This window comes from Ochrobactrum sp. AP1BH01-1 (assembly GCF_018066705.1).
Classification (GTDB): Bacteria; Pseudomonadota; Alphaproteobacteria; order Rhizobiales; family Rhizobiaceae; genus Brucella.
The window spans coordinates 449,956-466,182 of the sequence record NZ_JAGPOU010000001.1; the positions used below are offsets into that span (position 1 = coordinate 449,956).

A 16,227-nucleotide genomic window follows, 5' to 3' on the forward strand; every position below is an offset into this window, starting at 1 on the left:
CGAGCGAGAATAAGCGAGATTGCGATACGGCTTGATATTGTTCGCCGCGTCTGCGTTTGCTTGCCCCTTGCCGCCCCACCTGTCTCTCGGACCTCACCTCCAATAATCCAAACAATACCATAGAAGAACCTATAATTTATGGTGTTCCTCTGAAAATATATTGCGAATGTATTTACATCAGAGTTGTTCATTTAGAGAAAAACAAATGGATAAGAAGATTGAATACTTTGTTATTGTCGCAAAGACAAATGCTCGAAGCCTCATCTGTGGTTCAGAAACTTGGTATACAGGCACAGATGTATGTCGAATTCTCGGTTTTCGTATCAATCAAAGCGGCATTTTCTCCGAACTACAGAAAATCAAGCCCGGCCAACGAAGATCGTTGCCAGAGAACGTCGGCGGTAGACGCGCGCCGGTGATGATTAATGAAGAAGGCATTCGCACCTTGGCCCGGGTTGCTGTCCAGAGAATTCAAACTGCAAAGGAGACCCTAAATGCGCCCAACGTATTTCTCTATGGCTGACGGTCGCACAGTCGATGCATCCGAAGCGCTGTTGAATGGCGTATTACGTGACGGGTATGGCACCCGTACTCGTGCGATGATGAAAGATCAGAGCACAATTGCGGACGCCGACGAACTGCGTGCCCATGAGCGCGGTGTCAGCCTTTCACAGGCAGCTTATGAAAATCGGGTGTCTGATTCTTGGAAGAATGAACAGAAATCCGACCCAGTTGCACGGACGGGCGACGACGCCAATGGGCAGGCAGCATACGAGCGCCGAATTGCCGATGCATGGAAGGGAGCGCGCTAATGTTTACGTATGAGATTGAAAACACCATTCAGAAAGCGCTTGCGGACCTCAAGTTGAGCACGGATAAGCGCGACCAGATCGATGCGCTGCTAAACAAAGACCCGAAAGAGCAGATTGGTGCGGTAAATGCGCAGACCGGGCGCGTTTACAACGTAAAGACTGTTGTTGAAAAATTGACCACAGACCTTGCCGTTCAGGATCGCGATATCCAGCGCCTGAAAATGCAGCTTAACAAACTTACCGCCGATCTCGCCGAAGCGAAGCTTCGCGAAACCAAAGCGCGCGTGGTCGCGGATGAAGTGACAGCCAGCATGGCGGCAATGGATGCTTTACTTGCCAATTCGGCGATTCCGCTCGCCGCTGAGTTGCGCCAACTGCTCGCAGATGGCGAGATCGTTCTAGACGCAATGAATGCAGCCAATGCGGCTCTACCGCAGAACGAGCAGTTGACCGCGCTCCCTATGCTCTCTCGACTTGCCCAGCAGCCCGAGCGCGTTATCTCGGAACGGATCATTCAAGTCTGGATTGATGAGAAAACACGCAAGCCCGTTGCCGAAAAGATGCTGCACTGTTTCCAAGGCATCGAAAAGGCTCGCGCACAGCGCATTTGCGGCATTCACATGGGCGGTAGGGCGTTTCTCTTACCCGTGCGGGAGGTGACGTTCGTTCCCGCACATCGCTTCAACTGGCTTAGTGAGGATGGCGAACCCGCACCGCAAACCCGGCTTGAAAGCATTCCCGACGACCTAATGGCGGCAAGGGATGAAGCAGTCGCGGCGGACGAGAAAATTATAGCGGCTTAAAAAGCGCCTTGGGATGTGGCGTCGTCCCAAGGCGCTTGGCTCAGGGCGGGATTCGCTGACTCCCTATCCTGTCCTGAGCATCGATTGTGAGGTATTCAGCATGACGATACTAACAGAAGAGCGAGTTGCCCTTGCGCTGCGTGACACCGGCGCGATCATTGCAAATGCCGCCGAGAAGCTAGGCGTGTCCCGCCTTGCTCTCTATCGTTTCATGAAAAAGCACCCGGCAATGCAGAATCTCCGGCTCGAAATCGAAAATGAAACTATCGATCTTGCCGAATACCGGGTTGTTCAAGCCATTCTGGCAGGCGACCTCAAAACCACGCGATGGTACCTTGAGCGCAAAGGAAGGGGCCGCGGCTACGTCACAAGGCAGGAGCAAACGGGCGCAGATGGCGAACCGTTGCAGTTCCAAGTAATCGAGCGAACAGTCGTCACGCCGCCTAAGAAATAGCGGCGTAGGCGTCATAGGGAATTACTCAGACAAATAATTGCTGGTGAAATGAAGTTACATACCGATAAGGGTTTGAAGATACGGCACGTCCCTTTAGTGATCGGCCAATATTGATTGACAAAGAACTTGCGGCTCCGGCTAACAAAGATTCAAGGACAGGTAAGCCCAAGTGATATGAAGTCAGAGCAGTTCCAGCAAATCCTGTGAGATTTAGATCAGCGCTCAAATCTTGCAATCGTAGCTTGAACCCTGTTTCACGCGATACCTTAATGTGATCGCTAATTGCTTGCTGAAGTTTTTCTAGCTCAGTTGTCAATGCTAGAGGTCCGTCGCCAGAGATAATTATTCGTTGATAAGTTTCTTCCAAATGATGCCTCAGTGCGATCAGTTCCGCTCGACGTTTTGTCCGAAACTCCAGAATATCCGCCAACGGTACTTCCTTGTCCGGAACCGGAATCGCGTGAAACAATTTCACTAAAACTCCGCGACCATCATCAACCTGATCGGATGGAAAATTCAGAGAGTTTTCACCTGTGGATATACTCCACGCGCCCGGCTCTTGGCTTTCCCGATACCTAAAGGCATTCAAGTAAGTGGTTAAAGCTGCTTGGCCCATCTCAAATGAGCCATTTAAGCTGATCGTAGTTTGCTGAATTACACCCGCTGAGATGAGAAATGCTGTGTCGTCATCAGGACCGATTCCAAGTAAATTATTCTTGGGAAAATCGAGTACATCCCAAAACAGAAGATTTGCTCTTAACTCCTGACGATCAAGATTCGTGTTTTTTATGTGCAGGCCATTGTTTGTAACCGCCATCGGATTTGAGATTACCAATCCACGTCTGCTCATTTCCCGCTCCCCCATTTGTATAGGAAATTTGCACACAACAAACGAATGTCAAGTTCAACCCACCGTGGGGCGCAAGCGGGTCGATTGCCTGTCGGGGTTTGCCCAATCGCTCATGTCGAATGTTACTCCATCATCCGGCTCGACTTTCTGAAGAAGTCATGCAAGATCGACCCTCTACGGAGGGCAATATGAAGTATTTAGTTTTTGCAGCTGGGTTTTTAGCCGCTTCACCTGCTGTTGCTAACACATACACTTGCGAGCAGTACTCAACCGAGTATGGCAAGCTCGCGAGCGGTGAAATCACTCAGGATCAATCCAGTCCGAGGCTTCAATTAGCGCTCGGAACAATTCTAGGCGCTTATTACGCAAAGACATTGGAAAAGGACGATCCCACAGATCGCAACGGCGTTGCATCATTCGAATCCAAAATCAGCGCTCAGTGTAAAAAGACACCTGACGCCAGTTTCCTTGAAATTGTCACTAAATCTGCTCAGGATTTGAAGCCAACCACAAAGAAACCAAAGAAAAATGATAATTACGAACAGATTTCTTTGACAGATCTAAAGCTTGACTTAAAACAATTGGGAGGAAAGAAAGTAGAAATTAATGGACATTTTATGTCCATTGGTGATATTTCCATGATCAGCGAGAAACAATTCTCGACACTTCAGATCATGGTTGAAACCTCAAAGCTTTCACGTGATGACCGCCGAAAATTGCTAGAGAACTGCACACAAGGGTGCGTGGTTACCATTCAAGGCAAGGTAGGCGGCGTCTTGTTTGAAACCGGCATTATTGCTGAACACATTATTGTTGATTAGAAATCGACGGCCTATGCTGGTATGTGCGGACCACCGTTGGCAGTAACCAAGTTCAATGCTCCTGAGTTTCAAACACCATTCAGCGTAATCCGTTTTCAACAATGGGTGAGGCAGAGATTATAGTGCGCCAAAGGAATCTACCAATATTTGGCGCTCTATCCCTCAGAAACTTAAGCTGGGCAGCGCAGTGCGTCGATTGCCCGTCGCGATCCCCACCTGTCTCTCGGCTTCGCAAACCCGCCTATCCGAATCCGTGTCCGTAGTTTGCGGACATTCTGCGGACACGAAAATTAGGCCTGTGTCCGCAATCTCACAACTGGCTGTAATTATTTGTTTTTATTGGAGTTTTTGGTGAGCGCGCAGGGATTCGAACCCTGGACCTACTGATTAAAAGTCAGTTGCTCTACCGGCTGAGCTACGCGCTCCCTGTCGGAGCAAATCGCCCCCGGAAGTGCGGCGGAACATAAGGGCGGCTTACGGATTGGTCAACACCATAAAATCAGGTTTCTCCAACATAAATTCAAAAAAATCACAGGTCGCGGATACTCAACGTCACGCTGCGGCATCCAGATGCCTGTGAACATGCCTCTTCCACGCACTCTATACCCTCAACAGGATAGCGATTCTGAACATGCGACGATAGAAACAAGCCCGCCGAGCCTTCCATGATGGGACCTTGCTGCCTGGTCATGCTATAGCTAGCCCATAACAATGACCCAACAGCACGGTATTTGATGTCTCTGGCCACCAAGGCACTTTTTCATTTCCGACGCTCCTTGTCCGGTGTCGGCATAGCACTAGGCACCCTGTTTTTTGCCGCCGCGCTTACGCCGAGCCTCATCCCGCGTACCCATATCATGCAGGGAATTCTCGGAGGCGTCGCCTTCGGAGCAGGTTATGGTATCGGCGTGCTGTGGCGCTGGCTATGGCATTATCTCGAATTACCGGAACCCCGGGACCGCCTGCGCAGTCAAGTCAATCTAGCTGTCGGCATCATCTGTCTCGCGGTGGCGGTCGTCGCGCTTTATTTCGCCGCGAGCTGGCAGAATTCAGTTCGTGCTGTCATGAACATGGAGCCGGTGCCAAGCGCCTATCCAATGAGCGTGTCGGCTTTGGCCGTACTGACATTCCTGATTCTGTTGGTGTTGGTCCGCCTTCTCATCCGATTTGGGCGATTCGTCTCGGCAAAAGTACAACTCGTCATGCCCCGCCGAGTAGCCAATGTCCTCGGCGTCACGATTACGGTCGTACTCGTCTGGACGATTGCCAACGGGCTGCTCATCCAATCTGCTTTCAAGGTTCTGGACCGCTCATTTCGTGAGTATGACGCTCTGATCGAGCCGGACCGCCCCCAGCCGATGGCAACGAACAAAACCGGCAGCGCCGCATCGCTTTTGCACTGGAACGAGCTTGGGCGGGCTGGACGTGAATTTGTCTCTTCCGGCCCTGCGGCCGCCGACATCACGGCAATGACCGGTGAAAAAGCAATCGACCCCATACGGGTCTATGCCGGCCTGCACGTCGCTGACACACCGGAACAACGAGCCGAACTTGCGCTGGAGGAACTGAAGCGGCAACACGGCTTTGACCGGTCAGTACTGGTCGTCATCACGCCCACCGGCACCGGCTGGGTCGACCCCGCCGCGATGGACGGTCTGGAATTTCTGCATCATGGAGATGTGGCCAGTATCGCCGTGCAGTATTCTTATCTTTCCAGCCCCTTGTCGTTGCTCTTTCAACCCGAATATGGAGCGGAAGCGTCGCGGGCACTGTTTATCGCCGTTTATAACTACTGGAAAAACCTGCCGCGGGACAGGCGCCCTCGCCTGTATCTCTATGGCTTGAGCCTCGGTGCCATGAACTCGGAAATTTCGTCCGAGCTTTTCGAAATGCTCGATGACCCGATTAACGGCGCCCTTTGGAGCGGCCCCCCTTTCCCGAGCCGCGATTGGAAAGCCATGACCAGACGGAGAAATCCGGGAACACCGGAATGGTTGCCGGTATTCCGGGACGGCTCCTTTGCGCGTTTCATGAACCAGAATGGTGAAGCGCCCGGAAACGGAACACGCTGGGGGCCGATGCGCGTGGTCTATCTGCAATATGCAAGCGACCCCGTGACCTTCTTCGACACATTGTCGTTCTATCGGCAGCCCGACTGGATGCAGGCACCGCGCGGACCCGATGTGTCACCCGATTTGCGGTGGTATCCTGTCGTGACGATGCTTCAACTCGCCCTTGATATAGCCTTTGGAACAACCGCACCGATAGGACATGGGCATGTGTATGCTCCGGAGCACTATGTCGACGCATGGCTGGAAGTTACCGGCGTAACGGGCTGGGATAAGGAAAAGATCGCCGGGCTCAAGCAGTACCTGCGCCAGAAAATGGATAGGGCAAATGTTGAGGGCTATGAACAGCGTGGCGGGTGAGAGCACATCTCGAAAAACGGAAACCATTTTCGGTTAGGATGCAAGTCAAGCCAACCCCTCGGGGCCACGCTGTTTTTTGTAATCGGGGTCAATAATCAGGCGATTTCTGCTGCGTCTGGGCGCTGTTCAGGTTGAGCATGGGAATCGCCCCGTTCGGCAGCATCGTGGTCGGTAGTTGGCCATCCCATTTTTCCGCCTGCGTCAACGCAACAAGACCCGGATTATCGCGAAGTGCATCGCCACGCGCCTTGATGGCGGTTGCTTCCGCCTCGCCCTTCAGCCTAATCGCGTCAGCTTCGGCCTCTGCCTGAAGACGAACGGCGTCCGCCTGGGCCTCTGCTTCGGCGCGGCGAGCATCTGCCTGCGCTTTTGCCTGTGTTACCGTGATTTCGGCTTGGACCTTTTCGCGCTCGGCGTTCTGACGAAGACGCTGCACTTCAACTTCCGCCAACATGCGCTGTTCGATTGACTGCTCATAGGAGTCCGAAAAATCGATATTCTCGATCTGCACCGTATCGATGATAACGGGACCGCGTACACTGTTCTGAATCGCCTGCGCAATTTCCTGGTTGAGACGGCTTCGTTCCTGGATAGCCTCCACGGCATTGAACTTGCCGAAAACAGTCTTGCTTTCCTCGAAAACGCGCCGTTCTACAAGGCGGGACAAGAGACCATCTTCACCGCCATAGGTCGCGTAGACTTCTTCCACGCGGTCTGGCGGAATGCGATAGTTGACCGAGAGGTTCATCGTGGCTGGCTGCTGGTCGCGGCTATAGGCTTCCATGCTGTTGTAGATCGCAGCTTTGGATTGCACCGATATTCGCACAATCGAATCGATCACCGGAATTTTGAAACCGAGGCCGGGCTGGGCAACACCGGAAACAGCACCATAGCGCAAAACAACACCGCGCTCACCTTCGTCAACCGTGTACCAGGAACCAAGTACTACGCTCAATATACCGAGTACAATTATACCGGCTAATGCTTTGGGTAAAATCTCGCGCATCCCGTCTCCTTTGGCGCTCGGTTGTAACAGGGGGAAACCGAAAGCCTTTCAACAACTGCGCTGCCGGAATTCGCCCCGATCGCCTTTTAGGGTGCACCGCCATGAATGACAATTACTGGTGGTACAGTTGATAGGCCTAGTCCACAAAACAAAGCCGCCCTTCAAGGGCGGCTTCATTGTGTTCATCAGTCTTCAACTATCAGTATGGCGAATAACACTGCTGGCGGGGGCCGTTATACGGCTGAAAAGTATTGTCCGAGGCCCTATATGACCGATAACGATTATAGCACCACTGGACGTGCGAATTGCTGTATCCATAAGCCGGCGCGCGATAGACGGGCGGTGGCGGCGGAGCGGCAATCGCACCACCAATGATTGCACCGGCGCCGAATGCGGCGAGCGGATACCACCAACCGTCATTATGCCGACGATAGCCGTGGCGGTAATAGCGGTTACCGCGATATCCATTCCAGTAACCTGGCCCCGGACGGTACGGACGACCGTGCCAGCCCGGACGAGGTCCCGGCCGGTAGCCGCCCCAATGTCCATGCCCCGGGCCGCGACGCCAGCGGTCATCACGAACCTGCTGAACATTTTCGTTGCTCTCCGCAGGGGCGGTTGGCGCGAGAGGCGCAGCCGAGACCGGAACCATCGCGCCGATCAAAAAGCTTGCACCGACAAGGCCAACCATCATCTTTTTGAAGGTGTTCATCCTGTGCTTCTCCCTTTCAATGATGCCATCATTGCCGTACGTTTATGAATGCCCGCTGAACATTGCCTGAAAATTATACTCGCTCCCAATTTTTAACTGGCGATGCGCAGCTGTTTCGGTTGCTTCCAAACGGATGAAACAACAATTGGTTCTTGCTATTCCATTATTTTCGTTAGCAAATTGCACGACAATCGGATAACTTGCGTGAAGTAGGGCAGCTTGTAAGCGTTTTCAGCGAGTGGGGTTTGCATTGGCAACAAAGGCACGGCCGTCCGTAAAAATTTTGGGAGCAACCTTCTCCCCGGAAGCAGATCCTTTCACGGCGGCAGTTGAACTGACGCCCATGCCGATACTCATCACCAATCCCCGCCTGCCCGACAACCCCATTGTCTTTGCCAACAAGGCTTTCCAGAAGCTGACAGGATATGAAGCTGACGAAATCGTGGGGAAAAATTGCCGCTTCCTTCAGGGCGCCGGCACCGACCCGGAACATGTCCAGAAGATCCGCGCAGCCCTCGACGCGGAGCAGTCGATCGATATCGATATCCTCAATTACAAGAAGTCAGGCGAACCATTCTGGAACCGGCTTCACATTTCTCCTGTCAAAACCGAAGAAGGCGAACTCCATCACTTCGTTTCGTCTCAGCTCGATGTGACCCTCGAACTTGGCAAACTGGTCGAGCTGGAAAAAGAACGCGAAACGCTTTCGCTTGAAAAACAACGCAGCAACGATCAGTTGCAATATATTATTGAAGTGGCGAATGTTGGCTTCTGGACACGGGATTATCACAGTGGCGAAATCAGCTGTTCGCCGGAATACAGACGTATTTTCGGCCTGACCCCGGACGAACCGGTCAACTACGACAAGATCATCGAGATGGTGGCGCTGGAAGACCGGATCACTCTGATCCAACGGTCGCAGGAATCTTTCTCGACCGGCAAGCCTTTCCGGCTGGAATATCGTATCACCAACCGATTGGGTCAAATGCGCTGGGTGGAAACCCGGGCCAAGGCGTTGACAGGCAAGTCGCCGACACTTCTCGGTATCGTCATCGACGTCACCGAACGCAAGAAAGCCGAAGCGGACAAGGCGCTGGTGACCCGCGAAATCTCGCATCGATTCAAGAACTCGATGGCGATGGTGCAATCCATAGCCAATCAGACCTTGCGCAATGCCACCGATCCGCAGACCGCAAATGAGTTGTTCAGCGAGCGGCTGCGGGCACTTAGCCAGGCCCATGACATGCTTCTCAGGGACAACTGGACGGGTACCACGATCACTCAGATTTGCGAAACCGCGCTTGCCCCTTTCAACAGCACGTTCGGCCATCGAATCCGAACCGATGGTCCGGCGCTCGTGGTGAGCGACCGTGTAACTGTGTCTCTTTCACTGGGCTTGTATGAACTTGCAACCAATGCTGTGAAATACGGCGCCCTCTCCAATGAAAACGGCACGGTCCAATTCAATTGGGAGGTAGTCCGAATACAGGGCGAGCAGAAACTTCATATGCGCTGGATCGAAAGCGGCGGGCCTGCGGTCGAACGCCCTGCCCGCCGCGGCTTTGGCCAGCGGTTGCTCTACTCCGTTCTCGCGGGCGAACTGAAGGCCAAATGCGACATCGACTTTGCGCCAAACGGGCTGGTGATTGACGTCCTCGCGCCTATGACAGTGGACGTGTTTCCGCAACTCGACAGTCTCTCACGTCCTCAAGCCGAGTCGGTCTGAAGAAAAAAGAGCAGGGAAATCGCTGCTCTCTTCTTGCTTAGTTGTGCGGGCCGCGACGGCGCGGCTCGATATATACGCGATCACGATGACGGTAGCGGTCATGGCGCCAGCGGCGATCACGGTCGCGCTCGCGATAATAACGCGGTGAATGCCGGTCCCACCCGCGACGATCATCGCGCCAACGGCGATCCCAAACACAGCGGCCACTCCGCGTGCGAACCGCGCCACGCGGGCAGCGATAATCGACCTGAATGGCAGAACCGGCACCATCGGCAGCGACTGCCGGAATCGGCGCCGGAGCGACCGGCGCGGCCGCTTCAGCAACAGCAGTTACCGCGAAGAGCGCGAGAGCCGCAGAAACCAACTTAAGTTTCATTTCCGTTTTCCTTTCCAGAGTTGCCAGAATTGGAATCTTGCCCACAAATACGTAGGCCAAACCGACTATTGGTAAAGTCACTTAATCTTACGGTTCTCTATCAATCTCGACCGCACGCCTTAAAACAAACCAAAGCTAACGACCTGCAACTTTGCAAAAGTATTTTTAAGAGAATCCGGATATCAGGAGCCTATTGAATTCGCACGCAATCCCTTGAAGCAAGGGAAAAGCCGCAGAATCTCCAATCCGCAAAGCCGATCCGGCACCGGTTCACGACCGGTAGCGGCGGAGCTTTGCGGCTGTCGCAAGGAGCAGGAACATGGATCATTCGGCGTCTAAAATCGACACCACCTGGGGAGCGAAAACCGGTCTGGGCACCACCCAGGCCGAATGGGTTGAGCTGGTCGGAGGCTTGCCCGAAGAACATTCGTTCTTTCTTCGCGATCTCATTGGCCGCAACCGCGAACTGTTTGTCGGCGTGTTCTACGAGCGCCTTATGAGCAATCGCGATGCGGCAACTTTCCTATCCCAGAAAATGGTTCAGGAGCGCCTGCACAATTCCCTGAGCGACTGGCTTCTGAAGATGTTCGAAAGAAACGCCGGCGATGTTGACGCATTCATTCGTGAGCAGCGCAAGGTCGGCGAAGTCCATGCCCGCATCGACGTGCCGATCCATGTCGTCATGCAGGGCGCGCGCCTGCTCAAGAACGAGATCATTCGTCAACTAAAGCTGGAAGTCGCTACACGCGAGGTTCTGGCGCGTCTGATCGTGCATGTCAGCAATGCGATAGATATTGCGATTGAAATCATGAGCCAGGCCTTCGTGAAGGACGCGCGAGAGAGTGCTCAGACCGACGAAGCCTATCGGGCCTTCACGCTGAGCCACGACTTTCCGCTTGAGCGCGAATCGCAGCGCGCTGCGCTCATGGAATGGAGCCAATCGCTCCTCTTCAACCTCTATGGCAATCCCGACAGTCCGCTTCACACGCTCGCAAGCTCGGACTTCGGTTTGTGGTTGCAGCACAAGGCCGATCTGATGTTCTCCAATTCCTCAATCTTGGAAAACATCCGTCGGAATGTGGAACATATCGACCAAGTGCTCCTTCCGGCCATCAACACCGCTCGCAAAGATAACCCGGCTGAACTCGCAGCCTCTCTGTCATTGTTCCAGACCAAGATCGTTGAAGTGAAGTTTCTGCTGTCCGAACTGTTTCAGGCAGCGGCGGCCATGGAAACGGGCCGTGATCCGCTGACACGTGCGCTCAATCGCCGTTTCATGCCATCAATACTGACCCGCGAAGTACGCATGGCGTCCCAAAAGGCAATGGATTTGAGCGTTCTGATGATCGATATCGATCATTTCAAGAATATTAACGACACATACGGGCACAGCAGTGGCGATGCGGTTCTTCAGCAGGTGGCCGAAACGATCCTTTCGCTCTGCCGCCCGAGCGATTTTGTATTCCGCTATGGCGGGGAGGAATTTCTGGTCGCTTTGGTGGAAGCAGACGAGGACAAGGCCTTCGCAATCGGCGAGGAACTGCGCAGGCAGATAGCCCAACAGCCCATGAACCTTCCCGATGGCGCACGCCAGTCCGTCACCCTGTCGATCGGTGTTGCGGCATTCAACGGACATCCAGACTACAGCCACCTCGTCAATGCCGCTGACCGGGCGCTCTATCGCGCCAAGCAGGGCGGCCGCAATCGCTGCGAAAAGGAAATTCCGCTCGCGATTGATTGATCGCAGAGGCATTTTGCCATCTGGCGGTTACGCTTCAAAACCGCCATATGCTGCCATCATGACGAATAGTTCCGCTTCACCCGTTTCCGAAACAGCCACACCAAAGCCGCGCGAACGCGATGCGCTGGAGACGCATTTTCTGCCGCAACAGTCGGACGCGCCGCCGGTAGATTGGGTTGTCGCAGACGGGCTGACGGACTACGAGGAGGCACTCGCCTTCATGGAAGCGCGTGTGCAGGCCATTCGGGAAGGCACTGCGAATGAACTCGTATGGCTGGTTGAACATCCCTCGCTTTACACGGCAGGAACAAGCGCCAATGCGAGCGACCTGCTGGCACCCGACAGCCTGCCCGTATTCAACACGGGGCGCGGCGGGGAATATACCTATCACGGGCCGGGCCAGCGTGTCGCCTATGTGATGCTCGATCTGAAACGCCGCCGCGAGGACGTGCGTGCCTTCGTGACGGCGCTCGAACAATGGATCATTGAGAGCCTCGCCGAGTTCAACATCAAAGGCGAGCGTCGCGAGGATCGCGTTGGTGTATGGGTTACGCGACCTGAAAAACCCCGCCTAGCCAATGGCAGTATATGTGAAGACAAGATCGCGGCTATCGGCATCCGCCTGCGGCGCTGGGTAAGCTTTCACGGCATTGCCATCAATGTCGAACCGGATCTCGGCCATTATTCCGGCATCGTGCCTTGCGGCATCTCGGAACATGGCGTCACAAGCCTTGTCGATCTCGGGCTGCCAGTGACGATGGGCGACATGGACGTCGCTTTGGGAAAAGCGTTTGAGACAGTCTTCGGCCCGCGTCAGCTCAAATAGCTGTGATCACGCGACTGCGTCAGCTTTCACCCGACGTTCCCGCATGAAAACATAGAAGCCCGATCCGACGATGATTGCGATACCCAGCCATTTCGACGGCGTCGGAAAATCGCCGAACACGATCAGGCCGACCAGAACAGCATTGACGATTTCCAGATATTGGAACGGCGCCAGCATGGACGCGGGCGCCAGCTTGAACGCCTGCACGACCATCAGGTGGCTGACGGTCCCGATCGTTCCCAAAAGCAGTAGGAGCAGCCAGGGCTGGATGCCGTGCGGCAGTCCGAAACTCAAGTCACTATGGCCCGCAGCGGTTCCAAAAATCATGGCGAGACCTGCAAACATCCAGCCGCCCACGCCGGCATAAAACTGCATTACAAGCGGGCTTTCCTTCGCACCGTATTTACGGTTCAAAATGAGATAGATCGCAAAGGTTACGGCGGTCGCCAGCGGCAGAAGCGAGACGGCGCCGAAAATCTCGAAACTCGGCTGGATCACGATCATGGTGCCGATCAGTCCGATGCCGACAGCGCTGAATCTCCTCCAGCCTACCTTTTCCTTCAGGAAAATGGCCGAAAAGAGCGTCAAAATAAGTGGTTCGGCAAAGAAGACAGCCATCGCATCCGCGAGCGGCATATACTTGACTGCCGTAAAGAAGCAGAGTCCGCCAAACCCCATCAACGCTCCGCGAATGAGGTTGCCCGCCAGATGCTGGGTTCGCAGCGCAGCAAAACCGCCAATAATGAGCAGGATGAAAAACATCAGCCAGCACTGGACGAAGAAGCGCATGAAGGTAACGGTGGCCGGAGGCATATGGTCTGCCATGGCGAGCCACTTGCCAATGGCATCCATCAGCGGCAGCAAAAGCACCGAGAGCACCATGATCGCCATGCCTTTTACGTGCGCTTCCATGCCGCCTGTCGCGCTGCTCTGCATTTCAAACTCTCGGTATCTGGAATGTTCCCCGCTATCGCTCTATGCGAACTGCCGCAGCGTTTCCATCCAATTTGCTCGGAATTGTCCCGCTTGTTTGACTTTCGACCGCTTTCTGGTGCAAATCAGTTCCGTTCTGAACAAAACCCTTTGAAAAAGCCGTGCGCAAACGGAACGTAAGGCGAACTTTAGTCGCCTTTCGCGAGCGCGCATGGCATCATTCAAGTGATTCGCGAACAGTATTTTCCGGTCGATGGCGAGCAATCTCGGCACTGGCCTCCTGAAATTCAGATAGAGAGCTTTTCGGAACAGATGGACGATAGCAACGATCTCTTCTCGAGAGTAGTTAACAATGCCCGAGAACGGGAACAGGGACGACAGGGCGAAAAACCCGTGTCGCCACAGCCTGTTGCCCAGCCGGTGGCAGCGCCGTCGCTCTCTGTTCCAAAGCCGGTAACGACCAAGGCGCCGCCTGCTTCATCGGCAGGCGACGACTATAACGCATCATCCATTCGTGTTCTGGAAGGTCTGGAGCCGGTCCGTCTGCGTCCCGGCATGTATATTGGCGGCACTGACGAAAAGGCGTTGCATCACCTCTTCGCCGAAGTCATCGACAACTCAATGGACGAAGCGGTCGCTGGGCATGCCAATTTCATTGAAGTGAGCTTCGATGCCGATGGCTTTGTCACGGTTTCGGACAATGGGCGCGGCATTCCTGTGGACGAACATCCGCAGGTGCCTGGAAAATCCACGCTCGAAGTCATCATGACCAAGCTGCACGCAGGCGGCAAGTTTGACGGCAAGGCCTATGAAACGTCAGGCGGTCTGCATGGCGTCGGTGTTTCGGTGGTGAATGCCCTTTCCGATGTGCTGGAAGTGGAAGTCGCGCGCAATCGCCGCCTTTATCGCCAGCGCTTTTCTCGCGGTATTCCGCAGGGTGGGCTGGAAGATGTCGGCGAAGTGCATAACCGTCGCGGCACCCGTGTCCGCTTTCATCCGGACCCTGATATTTTCGGCAAGACGGCACAGCTCGATCCGCACCGTCTTTATCGCATGGCGCGATCGAAAGCCTATCTGTTTGGCGGCGTTGAAATTCGCTGGAACTGCGACCCTTCCCTGCTCGATCCCAAAAAAGAAACGCCCGAAAAGGCGGTGTTTCACTTCCCTGGCGGCCTCAAGGACTATCTCGAAGCATCGCTCGGCAAGGAACACCAGGTCACGCGTGAAATTTTCGCGGGCAAGACCGAAAAACAGGGCGGACACGGCGCTGTGGAATGGGCCGTTTCGTGGTATGGCGGCGATGGTTTCGTCCACTCCTATTGTAACACCATTCCGACGGGCGATGGCGGCACCCATGAAGCCGGTCTGCGTATCGCCCTGACGCGAGGGCTGAAAGCCTATGCGGAACTGACCAACAACAAGCGCGCTTCGATTATCACAACCGACGACGTGATGGTTTCGGCTGCGGGAATGCTGTCAGTCTTCATCCGCGAACCGGAATTCGTCGGCCAGACCAAGGACAAGCTTGCCACCGTCGAAGCACAGCGCATCGTGGAAAATGCGATCCGCGACCCCTTCGATCACTGGCTCGCGGCCTCTCCGCAGGAAGCGTCTCGCCTTCTGGAATGGGTGATTGATCGCGCTGACGAGCGTTTGCGCCGTCGTCAGGAGAAAGAAACCGTTCGCAAAAGCGCAACGCGCAAGCTGCGCCTTCCCGGCAAGCTTGCCGATTGCACACAAAACGCAGCTGCCGGGGCAGAACTCTTCATCGTCGAAGGTGACTCGGCAGGCGGTTCAGCCAAACAGGCACGCAACCGCGCCAATCAAGCCATTTTGCCGTTGCGCGGCAAGATTTTGAACGTTGCTAGCGCAGGACGCGAAAAGCTCACAGCGAACCAGCAGATCGCTGATCTTATTCAGGCGCTCGGCTGCGGCACACGCAAAAACTATCGGGAAGACGATCTGCGCTATGACCGCGTCATCGTCATGACCGATGCTGACGTTGACGGTGCGCATATTGCGTCGCTGCTCATCACATTCTTCTATCAAGAAATGCCGGATCTGATCCGCAACGGCCATCTCTATCTGGCAGTGCCTCCGCTTTTCCGTCTGAGCCAAGGCGGAAAGGTCGCTTATGCGCGTGACGACGCGCACAAGGACGAACTTCTGCGCACCGTATTCACCGGGCGCGGCAAGGTCGAAATCGGGCGTTTCAAAGGTCTCGGTGAAATGCGGGCCGAACAACTCAAGGAAACCACCATGGACCCGAAGAAGCGCACGCTTCTGCGGGTTCAGGTCGACGAAGAATATGTGGACGAAACCCGCAACACCGTTGATGAATTGATGGGCACCAAGCCGGAAGCCCGTTTCCGTTTCATTCAGGACCGTGCGGCTTTTGTCGAGGAGTTGGATATCTAAATTATGTTTCAAGGATGAACGGCATTGTGAGCCCCATGCCGTTCAATTTCTTTTTCAATAAAACTGTTTAAGCCTCTAATAAAATATAGCTTCAGGCTTTCACATCAATACCGAGCTTGGCTTCGATCTCTTCAATCGATTCTTTGACGAAGAATGTTTGATCTGTGCTCAACGTCACAATGCGTGTGCCGGTTCCATAAGTATTGTAGCACAGAACATGATTGAAATTCACGGCGAGCTTTTCACCGTTCACTTCCGTCAGCATGATCCACATCGCTTGCCCTCCTCCTGATGTATCCACTCTCTAGAAGGATAGGCAC

General features: G+C 54.3%; 16 protein-coding genes and 1 tRNA gene. 10 read left to right on the forward strand and 7 right to left on the reverse strand.

The window, feature by feature from the left end:
- The first annotated feature begins 205 nt into the window (after positions 1 to 205).
- Genes J9800_RS02000 through J9800_RS02015 form a run of 4 tightly spaced genes read left to right on the forward strand, consistent with a single transcriptional unit; the run spans position 206 to position 2,069 of the window.
- Complete coding sequence (locus tag J9800_RS02000) at positions 206 to 523, forward strand: hypothetical protein (RefSeq protein ID WP_210845399.1); 318 nt, start codon at positions 206 to 208, stop codon at positions 521 to 523.
- Positions 516 to 812, forward strand: a complete 297-nt coding sequence (locus J9800_RS02005) for a hypothetical protein (protein ID WP_210845400.1) — start codon at positions 516 to 518, stop codon at positions 810 to 812. Before J9800_RS02000 ends, J9800_RS02005 begins: the two co-directional genes overlap by 8 nt.
- The gene (locus J9800_RS02010) at positions 794 to 1,615 is read left to right on the forward strand and encodes a hypothetical protein (RefSeq protein WP_210845407.1); all 822 of its coding nucleotides are present in this window, start codon (positions 794 to 796) and stop codon (positions 1,613 to 1,615) included. Before J9800_RS02005 ends, J9800_RS02010 begins: the two co-directional genes overlap by 19 nt.
- A 13-nt stretch (positions 1,616 to 1,628) precedes the next feature.
- Positions 1,629 to 2,069, forward strand: a complete 441-nt coding sequence (locus tag J9800_RS02015; RefSeq protein ID WP_210845409.1) for a hypothetical protein — start codon at positions 1,629 to 1,631, stop codon at positions 2,067 to 2,069.
- 25 nt (positions 2,070 to 2,094) lie between these two features.
- Here J9800_RS02015 and J9800_RS02020 read toward each other — a convergent pair whose 3' ends face one another.
- Positions 2,095 to 2,919 (reverse strand): DUF6236 family protein, encoded by an 825-nt coding sequence (locus tag J9800_RS02020; protein WP_210845411.1) that lies wholly within the window; start codon positions 2,917 to 2,919, stop codon positions 2,095 to 2,097.
- Between the two features lie 188 nt (positions 2,920 to 3,107).
- Between J9800_RS02020 and J9800_RS02025 the strand changes: the two genes are divergently transcribed.
- On the forward strand, positions 3,108 to 3,740 hold the full coding sequence (locus tag J9800_RS02025; RefSeq protein WP_210845413.1) for a hypothetical protein: 633 nt from the start codon (positions 3,108 to 3,110) through the stop codon (positions 3,738 to 3,740).
- A 349-nt stretch (positions 3,741 to 4,089) separates the two neighbouring features.
- On the opposite strand, the gene J9800_RS02030 is transcribed toward J9800_RS02025, so the two are convergent.
- Positions 4,090 to 4,165, reverse strand: a tRNA-Lys gene (locus tag J9800_RS02030).
- Positions 4,166 to 4,474: 309 nt separating this feature from the next.
- Here J9800_RS02030 and J9800_RS02035 point away from each other — a divergent pair.
- Positions 4,475 to 6,169: an alpha/beta hydrolase gene (locus J9800_RS02035; RefSeq protein WP_114214912.1), complete on the forward strand. Its 1,695-nt coding sequence runs from the start codon at positions 4,475 to 4,477 to the stop codon at positions 6,167 to 6,169.
- Between the two features lie 88 nt (positions 6,170 to 6,257).
- Here the strand turns inward: J9800_RS02035 and J9800_RS02040 are convergent, their stop codons facing one another.
- Together J9800_RS02040 and J9800_RS02045 are read right to left on the reverse strand one after the other, a co-directional pair.
- A complete protein-coding gene (locus tag J9800_RS02040) occupies positions 6,258 to 7,175 on the reverse strand; it encodes a prohibitin family protein (protein ID WP_114214911.1) in 918 nt (305 codons plus the stop codon).
- Positions 7,176 to 7,374: 199 nt separating this feature from the next.
- Positions 7,375 to 7,887 carry a BA14K family protein gene (locus tag J9800_RS02045; RefSeq protein WP_210845415.1) on the reverse strand — a complete coding sequence of 171 codons (513 nt, stop codon included), beginning with the start codon at positions 7,885 to 7,887 and terminating at the stop codon, positions 7,375 to 7,377.
- Positions 7,888 to 8,137: 250 nt separating this feature from the next.
- Here J9800_RS02045 and J9800_RS02050 point away from each other — a divergent pair, with 250 nt between their 5' ends.
- Positions 8,138 to 9,613, forward strand: a complete 1,476-nt coding sequence (locus J9800_RS02050; RefSeq protein WP_114215061.1) for a PAS domain-containing protein — start codon at positions 8,138 to 8,140, stop codon at positions 9,611 to 9,613.
- Between the two features lie 37 nt (positions 9,614 to 9,650).
- On the opposite strand, the gene J9800_RS02055 is transcribed toward J9800_RS02050, so the two are convergent.
- Positions 9,651 to 9,989, reverse strand: a complete 339-nt coding sequence (locus J9800_RS02055; RefSeq protein WP_112587635.1) for a hypothetical protein — start codon at positions 9,987 to 9,989, stop codon at positions 9,651 to 9,653.
- Between the two features lie 319 nt (positions 9,990 to 10,308).
- Here J9800_RS02055 and J9800_RS02060 point away from each other — a divergent pair, with 319 nt between their 5' ends.
- Entirely contained in the window at positions 10,309 to 11,730 is a 1,422-nt protein-coding gene (locus J9800_RS02060) for a GGDEF domain-containing protein (RefSeq protein WP_114214909.1), read from the forward strand.
- 58 nt (positions 11,731 to 11,788) lie between these two features.
- The gene (lipB, locus tag J9800_RS02065) at positions 11,789 to 12,556 is read left to right on the forward strand and encodes a lipoyl(octanoyl) transferase LipB (RefSeq protein WP_205315888.1); all 768 of its coding nucleotides are present in this window, start codon (positions 11,789 to 11,791) and stop codon (positions 12,554 to 12,556) included.
- 6 nt (positions 12,557 to 12,562) lie between these two features.
- Here the strand turns inward: lipB and J9800_RS02070 are convergent, their stop codons facing one another.
- Entirely contained in the window at positions 12,563 to 13,492 is a 930-nt protein-coding gene (locus tag J9800_RS02070; RefSeq protein WP_114214908.1) for a DMT family transporter, read from the reverse strand.
- Positions 13,493 to 13,801: 309 nt separating this feature from the next.
- Here J9800_RS02070 and parE point away from each other — a divergent pair, with 309 nt between their 5' ends.
- Positions 13,802 to 15,907: a DNA topoisomerase IV subunit B gene (parE, locus tag J9800_RS02075; RefSeq protein ID WP_114214907.1), complete on the forward strand. Its 2,106-nt coding sequence runs from the start codon at positions 13,802 to 13,804 to the stop codon at positions 15,905 to 15,907.
- A 91-nt stretch (positions 15,908 to 15,998) separates the two neighbouring features.
- Here the strand turns inward: parE and J9800_RS02080 are convergent, their stop codons facing one another.
- Positions 15,999 to 16,181 carry a hypothetical protein gene (locus J9800_RS02080; protein WP_006471387.1) on the reverse strand — a complete coding sequence of 61 codons (183 nt, stop codon included), beginning with the start codon at positions 16,179 to 16,181 and terminating at the stop codon, positions 15,999 to 16,001.
- Positions 16,182 to 16,227 lie beyond the last annotated feature (46 nt).

Coding starts and splice junctions, on each gene's coding strand:
- J9800_RS02010 (WP_210845407.1), top strand. CDS start 794: ATGGAAGGGAGCGCGCTAATGTTTACGTATGAGATTGAAAACACCATT.
- J9800_RS02040 (WP_114214911.1), bottom strand. CDS start 7,175: ATGCGCGAGATTTTACCCAAAGCATTAGCCGGTATAATTGTACTCGGT.
- J9800_RS02015 (WP_210845409.1), top strand. CDS start 1,629: ATGTGGCGTCGTCCCAAGGCGCTTGGCTCAGGGCGGGATTCGCTGACT.
- lipB (WP_205315888.1), top strand. CDS start 11,789: ATGACGAATAGTTCCGCTTCACCCGTTTCCGAAACAGCCACACCAAAG.
- parE (WP_114214907.1), top strand. CDS start 13,802: ATGGACGATAGCAACGATCTCTTCTCGAGAGTAGTTAACAATGCCCGA.
- J9800_RS02005 (WP_210845400.1), top strand. CDS start 516: ATGGCTGACGGTCGCACAGTCGATGCATCCGAAGCGCTGTTGAATGGC.
- J9800_RS02035 (WP_114214912.1), top strand. CDS start 4,475: ATGTCTCTGGCCACCAAGGCACTTTTTCATTTCCGACGCTCCTTGTCC.
- J9800_RS02045 (WP_210845415.1), bottom strand. CDS start 7,887: ATGAACACCTTCAAAAAGATGATGGTTGGCCTTGTCGGTGCAAGCTTT.
- J9800_RS02070 (WP_114214908.1), bottom strand. CDS start 13,492: ATGCAGAGCAGCGCGACAGGCGGCATGGAAGCGCACGTAAAAGGCATG.
- J9800_RS02025 (WP_210845413.1), top strand. CDS start 3,108: ATGAAGTATTTAGTTTTTGCAGCTGGGTTTTTAGCCGCTTCACCTGCT.
- J9800_RS02080 (WP_006471387.1), bottom strand. CDS start 16,181: ATGTGGATCATGCTGACGGAAGTGAACGGTGAAAAGCTCGCCGTGAAT.
- J9800_RS02020 (WP_210845411.1), bottom strand. CDS start 2,919: ATGAGCAGACGTGGATTGGTAATCTCAAATCCGATGGCGGTTACAAAC.
- J9800_RS02000 (WP_210845399.1), top strand. CDS start 206: ATGGATAAGAAGATTGAATACTTTGTTATTGTCGCAAAGACAAATGCT.
- J9800_RS02060 (WP_114214909.1), top strand. CDS start 10,309: ATGGATCATTCGGCGTCTAAAATCGACACCACCTGGGGAGCGAAAACC.
- J9800_RS02055 (WP_112587635.1), bottom strand. CDS start 9,989: ATGAAACTTAAGTTGGTTTCTGCGGCTCTCGCGCTCTTCGCGGTAACT.